Origin of the sequence: Nostoc sp. C057 (genome assembly GCF_013393925.1) — a bacterium.
GTDB classification, from domain to species: Bacteria; Cyanobacteriota; Cyanobacteriia; order Cyanobacteriales; family Nostocaceae; genus Nostoc; species Nostoc muscorum_A.
Map to the genome: position 1 here is coordinate 4,410,082 of NZ_CP040281.1, position 14,731 is coordinate 4,424,812.

Here is a 14,731-nt window from a genome sequence, read left to right on the forward strand (position 1 = left end):
CAAGTCCGTTGCTCATGTGGTCAAAGTTTGAGGAACTGGCTAGATACAGATATAAAAAAAGAAGTAAAAATGCTGAACTTTTTGCAAAAGTGCCTAATTTTAAGCATTTGCGTTTGTTAACTAATAAAGCTTTTTCAAACTATCCGTCTACTGAAAAACATATTCAACCTCCTGTAACTTGAGCTACACCTGAGTATTCTTCCCTGCTCATTGAGACGCTACACGATGTTGTCAAGCACCCGCCAGAAGCGATCGCAAAACTACATAATTCGGTAAAATTGGGTAAAGCAATTTTTGTGCTTGTTAAACAAAGGCATCAGCAAACCCATGCAACTGAAACTCAGTGCATCTCGACTTCCCTTCGCCCCTCTTTTGTTAATTGCGCCCTTTTTCCTATGGGGGACGGCAATGGTAGCCATGAAAGGAGTGATACCACACACCACACCGCTATTCATGGCGGGAGTGCGCCTGATACCAGCAGGGATGTTAATTTTGATTGCAGCAGCATTCATGGGTAAACCCCAGCCCAAGGGTTGGGCTGCATGGCTGTGGATTGCCTTATTTGCCCTCATAGATGGGACTTTATTTCAAGGCTTTTTGGCTGAGGGATTAGTCAGAACCAGTGCGGGGTTAGGGTCTGTGATGATTGACTCGCAACCCTTGGCAGTAGCATTAATGTCGTTGTGGCTATTCCAAGAACACATTGGTTTTTGGGGATGGCTGGGGTTAGGTTTGGGAGTCACAGGCATTAGTTTAATTGGCTTACCTGATGAGTGGATTTTACATATTCTCGACTCAGGCGCAAATATCACAATTGGCAACTGGCAAGACTTGTTTGCTAGCGGTGAATGGTTGATGCTATTGGCAGCCTTATCAATGGCTGTGGGAACAGTGTTGATTCGGTTTGTATGTCGGTATGCTGACCCAGTAACCGCTACGGGATGGCACATGATTTTAGGTGGATTGCCATTATGGGGAATTTCATCAGTTGTCGAATCTCAGCAGTGGGAAAATCTGGGAGGATCTGATTTAGTGGCTTTGAGTTATGCTACTGTCTTTGGCAGTGCGATCGCCTACGGGTTATTCTTCTACTTTGCCTCTAGTGGCAGTCTCACTAGTCTTAGTTCTCTTACCTTCCTTACGCCCGTCTTTGCCCTACTATTCGGCAATCTCTTTCTCTCAGAAGTCCTTAGTCCGGTGCAGTGGGTAGGTGTTTTCCTCACTTTAATTAGCATCTATCTCATTAACCAACGTGATGCTTTAGGAGCGCAAAACGACACACTTACTGTCGGCGAAATAGCTAATATACAGCAACCAGTTTTAGATTCATCTGTTAAAAAATTGAACCCTGTAAGCCTAGCAGTTAGAAAATCTGAACCAGAAATTTAACCCTAACTTGTTAAGTATAGGTGAGGGTGATTAGAGACAACACCCAATGCCCAATGACAGTTAACATTTTGTCATCTAGAAGGTATTGTGGTATCGAAGACTTCAAAAGCACGTTCAGGCTGAAACTTTCAATATGAGGCTATGCCGTTCCTCTATTCTGATATTTACCTGTTTTTCTTGCGTGGGTTTTTACCCAAATCGTGCAAGTACAGCCACTCCTAACCTAGCGCCTGAAATTTTAGAACTGGCACAAGCTAGTTCGACAGTTACCGCTAGTCCGGCTGTATTGAGATATGGTAGTCAAAAATCAGATGTGCAGAGATTACAAACCCAATTAAAACAGTTGGGATACTACAATGGCGTGGTAGATGGACAGTACAACGCTAGTACAGAAATCGCTGTAGCTAAATTCCAGAAAGCAAAGGGTTTAAAAGTAGATGGACTTGCTGGTCTAACAACTAGGAGGAGGCTGCTAGCAGCTTTAGTTGCCAAAAATCAGATTGTCACCTCTCCATCTCCAATAGTCACTTTTCCTAATCCAACTCCCAAACCGATTGCAAAACCCCAGCCACCGGAGAAAGGTTTCATCTGGTGGTTTATATTTGCCATTGGAGTTCTAGGAAGTATTGGCGCACTTATTTACCTGATGAGGTGGTTTCGTCAGATTAAACAAGTGCAAAAGTCCGAAATATTAGATACTAAAAGATTGAGTGAAGCTAACAAAAAAACGATGATACCACCCCCACCAGAGATTGTAACTAGTCCAGAAAAAGCTACGCCGCCGCTACCCACACAATTACTAGTACCAGAAAAAACTTCCCGGCTTGCTAAACTCAATATCGTTGACGAATTAATTCAAGACTTACGCAGTTCTGACCCAACGAAGCGACGCAAGGCTATTTGGGATTTGGGTCAGCAGGGAGATTCGCGGGCAATTCAGCCAATGGTTGACCTAATGATTGATGCTGATTCTCAAGAAAGCAGCTTAATTTTGGCAGCTTTGGCAGAAATTGGTATCCGCACACTCAAACCGATGAACCGGGGTTTAGCAATTTCAATGCAAGATGAAAGTCCCCAAGTACGGCAAAATGCGATCCGAGACTTGACGCGCATTTATGACATAATGGGTCAAATGAGTCAGATGTTGCGCCATGCATTAGAAGACCCAGATGCCGAAGTACAAGCAACAGCACGATATGCTTTAACTCAGATGAATCGAATGCGTGGCTTACCGGAACAACAAGGTTTACCAGAAGATTCACACAACGATGCACGAGAATAAGCCTAAAAATATTTCAACTGAATTTGGATATTAGTGTTTGGGCCTGCCACTAAAAATGCTGCTTCGCCAAATTTGGGCGCACCTGTGCGAATTTCTGGATTTCTGGAAAATCCAAAGCCTTCTTTTGGTATACCAAAAACATTACTGTTGAGAATGCGGTCATTATTTTGATCGTGGAAGACAGCAACGGCATAATTACCTGCTTTCAAGTTCTCAAAGGTAATGGATAAGGGAGTGTCAGTAATCTTGGTACACTGCTTTTGTAAGCCGCGATCGCGATCGCTAGGAAATCCTTCACTACTAGCAAATATACTGGTACAGACTTGTCCTTCTTTATTCTTTAAACCATCAATTTCTAGGGTAAGTTTACCGTTAAAATTTGCCTTGGCACTCAACGACCATGCCATATTTCCCACAATTGCCAATAGCAGCATACCAACTCTCAATTCTCTAACCATAAAATCTTCACAGAATAAAATAAGTTTTCAATCAGGCATTTCGTGAAATAGTATCGCTAAATTATTGAAGAAGGTAGAAAGCGGGAAAAGCACAAGGTATAAAACCCCTTACTTTTCCCCGCTTGGATACAGAATTTGACGGAATCAGTTTAATCTATAAGACTCATATTTGATTTTTGAAAAAACCCCGTGCAATTCGAAAAGCCTTTTTTCATGTTGCCTGTTGCCTATTAACTAGTATGTCTACGCTCCCGTGAGGGATACAAAAATCAAAGCTGGTTCCTAGACTAATGCTGTGTTGGTAGCTCGTATTAGGAATATAGCTGTTCTTGCTTGGGTGCAGTACAGTTTTTACCTCTCTCCAAACTAGGAGAGAGGCTTTGAATCTTACTCCCCTTCCCTTCAAGGGAAGGGGCTGGGGGTTAGGTCTGTATTCCATGCAATTGGGAACCGCTATATTCCAGAGGTTAAACCAAAGAAATAAATATTTCTCCTAAAGTCTCCCAACTGAACTTTCTTCTCCAGAAAATCCAGTTGCATCTCCTTCTTTGAGAAATCCACTATAGGCTTCCATACCGTGTTCACCGATATCCAAACCTTCTAATTCCTCTTCTTTGGATACTCTGATACCTAAAGTAGCTTTCAGTGCCAACCAAAAAATACTACTGAGTAAAACAGTGAAACCACCTACTGAGACAACGCCCAGCAACTGAACACCGAACTGTCCAAAGCCACCACCTGCAAATAAACCTTTTGCTGGGCCAAGTGTATCGCCATACCAGGAATAAACACCAGGACCAACAGACCATAGACCTACTGCGAGAGTTCCCCAGATACCACAAACTAGGTGAACGGAGGTAGCTCCCACTGGGTCATCAATGCCAAGTTTATCAAAGAATGTTACAGAGAAAACTACCAGTACCCCAGCAATCAAGCCAATGAGTAAAGAAGCAGGAATACTTACGTAAGCACAAGATGCTGTAATACCAACCAAGCCAGCCAAAATACCATTGATAATCATTGACAGGTCTGGTTTACCTAAGTAGAACCAAGCTGTAATGGTAGCAGCAATTCCACCAGCAGCACCAGCCATGTTAGTGGTGACAGCAATGTGACTGATTGCACTAGGATCGGCAGCCATCACGGAACCGGGGTTGAAACCAAACCAACCCAACCATAGAATCAGACAGCCCAAAGTGGCAATACTCATGTTGTGACCAGGCATAGCCACAACTTGCCTATCTTGATATCTACCAAGGCGGGGCCCAAGAAATGCTGCTCCCATCAAAGCTGCCCAACCACCTACGGAGTGAACCACTGTAGAACCGGCAAAATCCCAAAAGCCTCTGTCTGCTAGCCAACCAGTTCCCCAAATCCAGTGTCCGGTAATGGGGTAGAGAATACCTACAAGTAAGAGGCTAAAAATTAGGAAGTCAACAAACTTAATCCGTTCCGCTACTGCACCAGAAACGATTGTTGCTGCTGTCCCAGCAAACACTAGCTGGAATAAAAACTTGGCACTTAGGGGTACACCAGTCCAACTAATGGCACTGAAAACGCCTTTATAGGCTTCTCCTGTGGCGGGACTGTTATCTGTTCCTCCTAAGAAAAACCCATTCAATCCAATGAAGTCATTGCCATCACCGAACATTAAGCCAAAACCGATTACCCAAAAAGCAAGGCTGGACAAAGCAAATACAATCAAGTTTTTGGAAAGAACGTTGACAGCGTTTTTCTGACGACAGAAGCCGGTTTCTAACATACAAAAACCAGCATTCATGAAGAACACTAAAAAAGCTGCGATCGCAACCCACAGGGTATCAAGAGCAACTTTAAGTTCTGCTGTTGTTGGCCCTGCGGCTGGAGCTTGGGCAACTGCGGCATAACCCCAACCCAACACAATCAGACAAGCTATAGGTAAGCAGGCTTGCCAACTGGGAGAGAGCCGCTTAATGGCTTGATTAAATAGCTTGACTTTTGAGTTAGACTGTGAATTTACAGCATAATTTCTTGCAGACAAACGCCTATTTTTTGTTTTCGATTTTTGTTTGTACATAAACTTGAGCATTATCCTCTAAACCATCCTTAAAAACAGGAAAAAACTAACGGAAGAAGTAAAAGCCACTGGTTTTTTATATTTTCTCCTTAGACCATTTGTTTCCCAACCAGAAAATTAAATAACCTTAGTAGGAGTTTAGAAAACTATTGGCACATCTGTAAATCTTTTTTGGAAGTCTTCTTAAGAAATTATTATGTCCTTTCTCGAAAAGTCAAGTTTCCTTTACTTCAACTTTAAATATTGCCAAAAAAGTATTTGGCATGGCTATAGAAATCCCCTAAAATTATCAACATAATATCAATAAAAATAGGGTAGATAGTCGTAAATAATCTATGACAATTTACTTTAGCTACCGTACAATGATTATTTTTTTGAAAGCGTTATTCTTGGCTCTATTCGCTCTCGAAAGCTCCTATTTCCGAAGTCTTAGTATGATTTTTTTATTCGATCGTATAAACATCAGTCCATACTGATGTGGCGTGTTTATAAGCATCGATCCCAATGCGATCGGCTTCGGGATGGACAAAAAACTCTGATTAAAAAATATATAAGCATTCTTCCACAGAAATTATGAGACTACTTATTGTTTGACCTTGAGTAAATTTATGCCTAAATAGATAAATCTGAATGATTGTCTATTGACTGTAACCAAAAAACTGTATCACAAAATACATTTTCTGATTAAGTTGTGCAAAATAGCTTCTGATGCAACAAATAAAGCAACTATATCCTTTATAGTTAAGTATTTTCCGATGTTAGATCGGAAAATACTTAACTTAATTAATTTTTTATACAATACGTTAATTATCCGTTACTTCCTTGGAAGCTACGTTGAGGATTCAGTAATTCTCCTTTAAAGCGACTACTGGTTGTAATTGATAATTGATCTCTGCAATAAAAAATGTATTAAAAATAACGCATATTTCTGAGATAGCGGATTAGTCGAGCTATTTACAGGAGAAGTAAATCGGGTTACAAGTATAAACTTATAGGCGATCGCTACAGATAGCCCTTTTCAAGTAATGGAAGTACACTACTCCCTATTTCACGTGAGTTAAACAAAATTGTAGTGGTAAACAAGATTAACAAATCTAATTTCCTTCAACAAACTGGGTTTAGAGTACCTGTAATATGGGAAACTTGGCAATATTCCCTATAAATCAGATTCAAGATGAACAACACAATTTCGGACATTGCAGTTAAGACGAGCAACGGCAACGATAAGCAATTAAACGAGTATACCGGGAAGGTACTCTTAATTGTGAATGTGGCTTCCTACTGCGGTTATACTTCTCAATACGAGGGGTTAGAAAAGTTGAACCAGAAGTATGGCGAAGCAGGATTAAAGATTTTGGGGTTTCCCTGTAACGATTTTGGAGCGCAGGAACCAGGAAGCAATGAAGAAATTGTGCAATTCTGCACAAGTAAATATGGTGTTACCTTTGAACTATTCGATAAAGTCCATGCAAAAGGCTCACAGCAGCATCCACTTTATGAGCGACTTACCAAAGCCATTGAGCCAACAGGAACTATTGCTTGGAACTTTGAAAAATTTTTAGTTAATAAACAAGGTGAAGTGATAGCTAGATTTAATAGTAGTGTGCAACCCAATTCACCAGAAATAATTGCCATAATTGAAAAAGAACTAGCAAAATAGTCTTTAGTCACTAAGTTAAAATTTTTGTACTATTGACTGTTAGCTCTGGACGGTTAAATTTATTTACGCCCAGTTCCTTAATTTGAGAATAGTGTCTCAACTAGTAGTTTAATTTATTTGTGTTTAATTTGTCATGAATGTTGCAATTATTGGTTGTGGTTATGTTGGTTATCAAGTTGCTGAATATTGGCAGCAAACAATGAATTTTTTTGTTACTGCAACCACAACTTCCTCTGAGCGTGTCTCTAAACTACAATCAGTATCCCAAAGAGTTGTCGTTACATGCGGAAATGACCTAGATAGTCTAAAATCAGTTTTGCACAATCAAGATGTTGTACTTTTGAGTGTTGGTGCAAAAGGTGCAGATTTTTATGAAGAAACTTATCTAAAAACTGCCCAAAACTTAGTTTCATGCTTGCAGCAGATTCAGAGTGTGAAACAATTAATATATACAGGTAGTTATGCAGTATATGGTGACAGAAACGGTGTATGGGTAGATGAAGAAACACCACTTGCACCCGCTAATTTAAATGCCCAAATTCTCCGCAAAACAGAAGATATATTATTATCGGCATCTAGCGAAAATCTCCGCGTTTGTATCTTCCGCTTAGGAGGAATATATGGCCCCGGTAGAGAACTTTTGAAAATATTTAGTAGATATTCTGGTACAAACCGTCCTGGCGGCGAGGATATCACAAATTGGATTCATCTGGATGATATTGTTGCTGCAATAGAATTTGCCCGTCACCGTCGTTTGCAAGGGATTTATAATCTAGTAGATGATGCACATCTTACCAGCCGAGACTTGCTAGATAGTCTATTTGAAAAACATAATTTACCCAAAGTTATATGGGATACTTCTATTAAGAGTACTCGCCCATATAATGCTTGGGTATCGAATGAAAAGCTGAAAGAGGCTGGATACCAGTTAATTCATCCACAGATGATTCTTTAGCAAGTATTATAACTAGGAATTATGCAACCATCTGCTGTGACTAATACAACTAATTTGACAGCATCTCCTACCCAATTTTACACTTGGCAGAATTATCGTTGCGCCTACGAAATTCATCAACCAACTAACACAACATCTGAGGGTATTCCCTTACTGTTGATTCATCCTATTGGTGTCGGATTGTCGCGGCAATTTTGGCAGCGATTTTGTCATGGATGGTATAATTCAGGTCAGCGTAATTCCATTTACAACCCTGATTTACTAGGATGTGGCCAAAGTGATATGCCTCATCTGGCTTATACTCCTAGTAATTGGGCAGAACAGTTGCAGTACTTTTTACAAACAGTAGTACGGCAACCTGTCATTGTAGTTGTACAAGGGGCATTGTTACCAGTTGCACTCGCATTACTCCAAAAAGAATCAAACTTAATTTCCAGACTTGTACTTGCTGGGCCTCCAACGTGGGCTTTGATGACAAATAAACCACCAGAATGGCAGCAAAAATTTATTTGGAATGTGTTAGATTCCCCTTTTGGAATTCCTTTTTATCGCTATGCACGCACTCCTAAGTTTTTACGTTCTTTCTCAACTCGCCAACTATTTGCTTCTGAGAGTGCTGTTGATGCAGAGTGGTTGAATACATTAGTTGCAGGTGCAGAAAATCCTGCTAGTCGCCATGCAGTGTTTTCTTTTTTAGCAGGGTTTTGGCGACAGGATTATACTAATTTTATTGCCTCGATTCAGCAACCAACATTAGCGGTTGTCGGGGAAACTGCATCGAGTATTAGCCAAAATAATAGAAAAGAAACGCCAGACGAGCGCTTGGCTAACTACCTCGCCTGTTTTCCTCAAGCTAGAGGTATAAAAATAAATGGGCGTAATGTTTTGCCTTATGAATCCACTGCTGAATTTGTAGCAGCGATCGCACCATTCATCAACGAAGTCTCTTAGCTGATTGATAGTTACATTATACTAGTCCTCCCATGCTAGGTTATGACTGGAATTGATTACTTGAGGAAGCAAGACATGGTAACGAATCGCCGAGGACAAAGAGTTCCTAGTGTCACTTTTCATACTCGCAAGGACAACCAGTGGGTGGATGTGACAACCGATGAATTGTTTGCTAATAAAACAGTGGTTGTCTTCTCTTTACCAGGTGCTTATACTCCAACTTGTTCATCCACTCATCTTCCTGGTTACAACGAGTTGGCTGGGATTTTAAAAGAAAATGGTGTCGATGACATTATCTGTATTTCTGTTAATGATGCCTTTGTCATGAACGAATGGTCAAAGGATCAAGAAGCAGAAAATGTTACACTAATTCCTGATGGCAATGGTGAATTTACTGAAGGCATGGGAATGCTGGTAGATAAATCAGACTTGGGTTTTGGTAAGCGATCGTGGCGCTATTCTATGCTGGTAAGAGATGGTGTCATTAACCAAATGTTTATTGAGCCAGACGAGCCAGGAGATCCCTTTAAGGTATCCGATGCTGAAACAATGCTTAGATACATCAACCCCCAAGCAGTGAAGCCCGAAGTAGTTTCTCTGTTTGCGAAAGTGGGTTGTCCCTTCTGTGCCCGTGCTAAAGCAATGCTCAAGGAACATGGCATTAACTACGAAGAAATTACTTTGGGTAAGGATGTCACCACACGCTCGTTACGAGCTGTTACAGGGGCGACAACAGTTCCCCAAGTCTTTATCGATGGTAAATTAATTGGTGGTTCTGAGGCATTAGAAGCCTACTTCGCTGCTAAATAGTTTTCACTAGGGGCGTACAGATGTGCGTCCCTACAACGGATTCAAAGATTGCTCTTCTGTTTTGAGGTTTAGTAACGGCGATCGCGTTCCAAGTCATAAATCACTTTCTCCAAATACCATTTATCCGATTGACCTTGATGCCTCTGGCGCTGCTGTTTGAGTAGTCGTTCGGCTGTTGTCGCATCACCGTTAAGTAAAACAAGTAAACGTTTTTGCAGTTTTCTGTTTTTCGGGTCACTGAAGTATGGCTTAGAAACCTTGTTCCGTGGTTGAGATGACCACAGTTTGATTAAGGAAAGTGATAAGCCGACGATCAGAAGCACTGCAATCAATCCCATACTTATTAAAATTAAGTATTAGCCATCTTATATTCTGTAAAATATTTATCTAACTATCATCAGTGATTTTTGGGATATTTTCGTGAAAATCATTAATTAACAAATCTTCAGATGAATAGATGTATTTTTGTCCAGTTAATTACTACTTCTCATATAGAATTGACTCGAATTGAATTTCCATTTATTCACAACTAATATGCTTGCCAGAATCCGCCGAATTTTGAGTCAATTTTTTAATAAATCAAGAACAATCAACAACGAACCACTGAATAAAGTGAGTTTGATTGTGATTATTTTAATTGATATTTTTATCTTGATGAATGTTTTTACGGGACTAGATGATATTAGCAGATGGCATATCAGCCCGACCGAGGCTTATCCATGTTATTCAGAGTGGCAAAATTACCGGGCAAAAACCACTAAAGATAAAGACTATGAAATTGTGAGACTTTCATTGCCAGATTACCAGAATAATCAACTCAGTTTTCAGAAAAACTATCAACAGGCTGAAGCAGGACATCTGGGTAAGGTTTCTCAAACGTGTTTGCAATATGCCAGCTACAAGGATAAACTTAACAATCCTGAAAAGCAGCAAATCATCAGAACTATTGATCAGAAACAAGCGAAAATCAGTTCCCTTGCACAAGCCAATAGCACTATTGAAGCCCAATATGACTCAACGCTCTTAGAAAAAATTGCAGGTCAGAATCGTCAACAATCAATTAATCAAGTAAGTGCTGAAAAAGCTAAACAGACATTAGAACAAAATAATCGCCAAATTTCTCTTCTTAAACAAGAAATTTCTACTCTTAAAAATGAATTGCTTGCCAAACCAGAAAGCATTAGTTTTATCGCCTTTCTTAAAGATGACAATCAATTTCGTGAAGTTGACAAAGGTTATCAGCAGGCATCATTTTGGTATCCAAGTATCCAGCTTGCTTTTCAGTCGCTCTTTCTACTACCTCTAATTATCATTGCCTTATCAGTTTACAAATTTGCTCAAAGAAGAGGATATGGACTTGTATCGCTAATTAGCTGGCATTTGCTAGTTATATTTTTTATTCCACTAATTGTCAAAATATTTGAATTTCTGCAAATAGGTGCAATATTTCAATTTTTATTTAATATCATTAGCACCTTTTTTGGTGGGTTGCTTTTCTTGATAAATTATGCTTATATTTTGCTGATTCCAATTATTGGTTTTGGAATTATTCAGTTTTTCCAAAAAGTTGTCTTTAATACTAAAGTTCAGGCAGCTAGTAGAGTCCAAAAATCACGCTGTGTCAATTGCGCTAAGAAAATTCGACAGATTGATACTTACTGTCCGCACTGTGGCTATTATCAGTACATTGAATGCCAAAACTGTCATAATCTTACTTATAAACATTTGTCGTACTGTAAGCATTGTGGAACTTCTCAAAATTCCACCAGTAATTTGTAATCAGTGAGTAGTTAATCGGTATTTTTAACTTAGATTATGGAAAAAGCCAATAAGGAGAGTCAGTCACCGCTTTCTTTTCTCAAAAATCTGTTGATTGCTCGTTGGCGATCGCTCTTACTCCTCTTGATCGGAGTTTATTTACCTTTGCAGGTCTTTGAAATTCTGACAGTGAAGATATGGGAGAATCAAGCAGGTTTCCCGTGGGATGTGCCTATTCTGTTAGCAGTTCATTCTACAGCAAACCCACAGCTTGATGTTTTAGCAGTGACGCTGGCTATCATTGGGTTGCCTTGGATGGCGATACCGATTTTGGGTGCGATCGCACTTATATTACTAATACAAAAACGCTGGCGATCGCTAGCTTATTTGCTCACCGTCTCACTGGGAAGTGTGATTATCAACCGCACAGCCAAGGAATTAATGCATCGAGTGCGTCCACAATTGTGGCAGTCCATTGCGCCTGAGTCTAGTTTTGCATTTCCCAGTGGTCATGCTATGACGAGTATAACTCTGGTAGCAATTTTACTATCCTTAGCTTGGGCTAGCTCTTGGCGCTGGTTGGTTCTTATCTCCGGCAGCTTATACATAATAGCTATTGCCTGGTGTCGTCTCTATCTGGGGGTACATTTTCCCAGTGACATTCTCGCAGGTTGGATGGTTACATTAGGTTGGGCAATTGGTGTCAGTATAATTATCAAACCGTATACAAATAAAATCAAATCCGTAGATAGCGAACTCCCCAAGAATGAAACTACCTTACTCCCTGAAGAAGAAAAGTTGATAAATGAGGAGTGATATTATGTCTGCTTAAAGACATTTATATCCTCTTAAATATCCATTAAAAAGGGAGAACGTGATTCCGCTTTCTCCCTTTTTATTTTAAGAGCTAGAGTAGATTAATTAGTGCCTAAATTACAACTAAACCATTTTCAGACAAGCTTGTAACTAAAAAGTTTTTAAAATCCACCCATAAATAAATTTTCCGCACCTATTACGATCCTTGCAAAAGCTCATTGATATAACTTATACTCTGTTTAATTTGTTCTGTTAAAGAAGTTCTCAATAAGTCAATAGTTGCGCCTGAAAAATTAAGCAACCCCAAAGCATATAATAGGCTTGAAATACCGATAAAAAGAGCCAAGAGTCTACCAAAACAACCGGGATTAATTTCAATAAAACCTAATTTAGACTGCCCAATTACAGCAATCGTTACAAAAACAATTCCAGCTATTAAAAATGTGCTATTTGGAGTTATATCTGTCATATTACTATTAAGACGCTTCAGTATTTTTATTGTAGCTATTATTAGTCTAAATTTATGTCCTTACTATAACAATCCTAAATGATTTGTAAGAGAATTCATCGTCTGATAACGTCATCTCCCAAAGTATCGGGGAGATAGCAAGGGTTTTACAATTATCTCAAATTCTCACGCATGATTTGGGACTGCTATATGTGCAACAATTAAAATTAATTTACATCTGAGTTAAACGGAAATTTTATTTTTTACTATTTTGCTGAAACTATTTATCTGTAAAACTTTCAGCATCAGAAAGCCAAATTTTTCTCACTCCTATACTAGACTTGGGTTTAGTTTACATACTATAATACACTAAGTCGATAGGAATAGTGGGTTTTTATGGAAAGCATCCAAAACGTCAGTCAAGAGTTAAATGTAACAGGAGACAAAGCCCTAGAGGATTTGCAACAATCGACTCCAGAAGAGTTCAAAAAAGACATTTTCAAAAAACTCAGAGGTGGATTTTTTCTGGTACTAGGATATTTATTGTCACCACTATGTTGGTGGAATGACCTACTATTCAATCTGCCGATAGCTTATGGTTTTGGGTATATATGTAGTTTACTTTCCCCAAAATTACTTCTACCTTGTTCAATTATAGGATATTGGCTCTCTAATATTGTGGGAATACTCTTGATGCAATTTGGTTCTAAGGACATTTTTCAAAAAGAACCTCAAGAGCATAACCTCAAAAAAGAATTATTCACGGGTCTAATTTCTTCAACAGCTTATACCCTCTTGATTGTACTATTGATCCAGTTGAAGATTCTCGATTCTCCCATTTTATTTGCCAACGGTTAATTTAGCTAATCAAATTCCTACAGAACAAAGATATCCCTGATTTCTTCAATAAGTCGGGGATATAAGCCTCTCAGTGGAGAGCAACTCATTGAAAAAGAATATCAATTTTAATCAAATTTTAAAAATTCACTTAAATTCAATAGCTTTGGAGCCTCCTTGCTTACAATTAATGGCAGCTTACCATTCCATTTTTCTATTGCTTGCCTTTGTAGGATTTCTGGAGTTAAACCATCACGTAATAATCTATGTGCTTCAGCCTCTCCTTTGGCTAAATTAACTTTTGCTTCAGCCTCTTTTGTTGCTCTGAGTGCGATAAACTCTGCTCGTTTTGCTTCTTGTTCCGCAATCTGCTTCGCTTCTACCGCCTCACCAAATCGTTCTGAAAAATGGACATGAACTAGAGAAATATCATCAACTGCAACGTGATAGTTACCTAGCCGTGTAGACAACGCATCATCTACTGCACCTTTTACTTCTCCTCGCTTAGTAATAATTTCTTCAGCAGTATACTTTGCTATTACTGCTTTTAATACTTCTTCAACGGCTGGGTTAATAATTCGCATGACTACAGCTTGTTCATCTCCAATTTCTTGAAAAATGATATTTGCTTCTTGGGGGATAATATGCCAATTTAGAGCTACGTCGGCGAAAACATTTTGTAAATCTTTGGAAGAAGCTTCAGCCGAAATTTCCTGTTTTTGGACTCGAATACTCAACTTTTTCACAGTATTGACTACAGGAATAATTAAGTGAAGTCCTTCTCCTAATATCTGGTTTTGCACTTCGCCAAATTTCATTAATACACCCCGTTCTCCTGCATTTACGATCACACAAGGTGTGAGAAAGAGAGTTATCAGGAACAAAAGAGCAGTCAATTTACCTGCACTGTTAAAAGTTTTATTTTTTATCATCTGTGTGAAACATGTATGCGTCTGGCACAGAGACACATATTTAGGAGTTGTAAGCTTCTTGCCGTTATGCTCTTATAACTTTGGCTCTAAGTCAATTTTCATATCACTCTAGACATGTGAAAAATAAGTAGTAAATTCCTCAATGATAGGTTAGTTTTCAACATACAAGTATATAGGTAAGCAGCCAATGTGTACTTTACTACCCAAACTTGGAGATAGTGAAGGCTAATGTAGCTTTATTTTTACCTAAATCACTGTAATGATATCGAAAAACCGTAGTATTTGAAAAGGTAAGTTTGCCTCACAATCTTAAAAATTAGGAAACTTGCCCAAGGATGGAGAATATAATCATTGAGGAAATTTGACAGGAAGCAACGCA

Annotated in this window: 14 protein-coding genes; 9 read left to right on the forward strand and 5 right to left on the reverse strand. The window is 39.1% G+C overall.

Going from position 1 to position 14,731, the window contains the following annotated elements; translation table 11 throughout:
• The first annotated feature begins 327 nt into the window (after positions 1–327).
• Both FD724_RS18920 and FD724_RS18925 read left to right on the forward strand, forming a co-directional pair.
• On the forward strand, positions 328–1,389 hold the full coding sequence (locus FD724_RS18920; RefSeq protein ID WP_179073685.1) for a DMT family transporter: 1,062 nt from the start codon (positions 328–330) through the stop codon (positions 1,387–1,389).
• Between the two features lie 133 nt (positions 1,390–1,522).
• Positions 1,523–2,671, forward strand: coding sequence for a peptidoglycan-binding protein (locus FD724_RS18925; protein ID WP_179073686.1), 1,149 nt, complete (start codon positions 1,523–1,525; stop codon positions 2,669–2,671).
• Positions 2,672–2,673: 2 nt separating this feature from the next.
• Here the strand turns inward: FD724_RS18925 and FD724_RS18930 are convergent, their stop codons facing one another.
• Positions 2,674–3,129, reverse strand: coding sequence for a DUF2141 domain-containing protein (locus FD724_RS18930; protein WP_114085241.1), 456 nt, complete (start codon positions 3,127–3,129; stop codon positions 2,674–2,676).
• A 493-nt stretch (positions 3,130–3,622) separates the two neighbouring features.
• The gene (locus FD724_RS18935; protein ID WP_179073687.1) at positions 3,623–5,185 is read right to left on the reverse strand and encodes an ammonium transporter; all 1,563 of its coding nucleotides are present in this window, start codon (positions 5,183–5,185) and stop codon (positions 3,623–3,625) included.
• A gap of 1,174 nt (positions 5,186–6,359) precedes the next feature.
• Between FD724_RS18935 and FD724_RS18940 the strand changes: the two genes are divergently transcribed.
• The 4 genes from FD724_RS18940 (at position 6,360) to FD724_RS18955 (ending at position 9,561) form a co-directional block, all read left to right on the forward strand.
• Complete coding sequence (locus FD724_RS18940; RefSeq protein WP_179073688.1) at positions 6,360–6,845, forward strand: glutathione peroxidase; 486 nt, start codon at positions 6,360–6,362, stop codon at positions 6,843–6,845.
• A gap of 133 nt (positions 6,846–6,978) precedes the next feature.
• Positions 6,979–7,800: an SDR family oxidoreductase gene (locus FD724_RS18945; protein WP_179073689.1), complete on the forward strand. Its 822-nt coding sequence runs from the start codon at positions 6,979–6,981 to the stop codon at positions 7,798–7,800.
• 21 nt (positions 7,801–7,821) lie between these two features.
• The gene (locus FD724_RS18950) at positions 7,822–8,751 is read left to right on the forward strand and encodes an alpha/beta fold hydrolase (RefSeq protein ID WP_179073690.1); all 930 of its coding nucleotides are present in this window, start codon (positions 7,822–7,824) and stop codon (positions 8,749–8,751) included.
• 75 nt (positions 8,752–8,826) lie between these two features.
• A complete protein-coding gene (locus tag FD724_RS18955) occupies positions 8,827–9,561 on the forward strand; it encodes a redoxin family protein (RefSeq protein WP_179073691.1) in 735 nt (244 codons plus the stop codon).
• A gap of 68 nt (positions 9,562–9,629) precedes the next feature.
• On the opposite strand, the gene FD724_RS18960 is transcribed toward FD724_RS18955, so the two are convergent.
• Positions 9,630–9,884: a hypothetical protein gene (locus FD724_RS18960; RefSeq protein ID WP_256874314.1), complete on the reverse strand. Its 255-nt coding sequence runs from the start codon at positions 9,882–9,884 to the stop codon at positions 9,630–9,632.
• A 211-nt stretch (positions 9,885–10,095) separates the two neighbouring features.
• Here FD724_RS18960 and FD724_RS18965 point away from each other — a divergent pair, with 211 nt between their 5' ends.
• Together FD724_RS18965 and FD724_RS18970 are read left to right on the forward strand one after the other, a co-directional pair.
• Positions 10,096–11,340: a hypothetical protein gene (locus FD724_RS18965; protein ID WP_179073693.1), complete on the forward strand. Its 1,245-nt coding sequence runs from the start codon at positions 10,096–10,098 to the stop codon at positions 11,338–11,340.
• Positions 11,341–11,376: 36 nt separating this feature from the next.
• Positions 11,377–12,135, forward strand: a complete 759-nt coding sequence (locus FD724_RS18970) for a phosphatase PAP2 family protein (RefSeq protein WP_179073694.1) — start codon at positions 11,377–11,379, stop codon at positions 12,133–12,135.
• A 196-nt stretch (positions 12,136–12,331) separates the two neighbouring features.
• On the opposite strand, the gene FD724_RS18975 is transcribed toward FD724_RS18970, so the two are convergent.
• On the reverse strand, positions 12,332–12,604 hold the full coding sequence (locus FD724_RS18975) for a hypothetical protein (protein ID WP_245245939.1): 273 nt from the start codon (positions 12,602–12,604) through the stop codon (positions 12,332–12,334).
• Between the two features lie 375 nt (positions 12,605–12,979).
• Here FD724_RS18975 and FD724_RS18980 point away from each other — a divergent pair, with 375 nt between their 5' ends.
• Entirely contained in the window at positions 12,980–13,441 is a 462-nt protein-coding gene (locus tag FD724_RS18980) for a hypothetical protein (RefSeq protein WP_179073695.1), read from the forward strand.
• A gap of 107 nt (positions 13,442–13,548) precedes the next feature.
• On the opposite strand, the gene FD724_RS18985 is transcribed toward FD724_RS18980, so the two are convergent.
• Positions 13,549–14,352, reverse strand: coding sequence for a prohibitin family protein (locus tag FD724_RS18985; protein ID WP_179073696.1), 804 nt, complete (start codon positions 14,350–14,352; stop codon positions 13,549–13,551).
• Positions 14,353–14,731 lie beyond the last annotated feature (379 nt).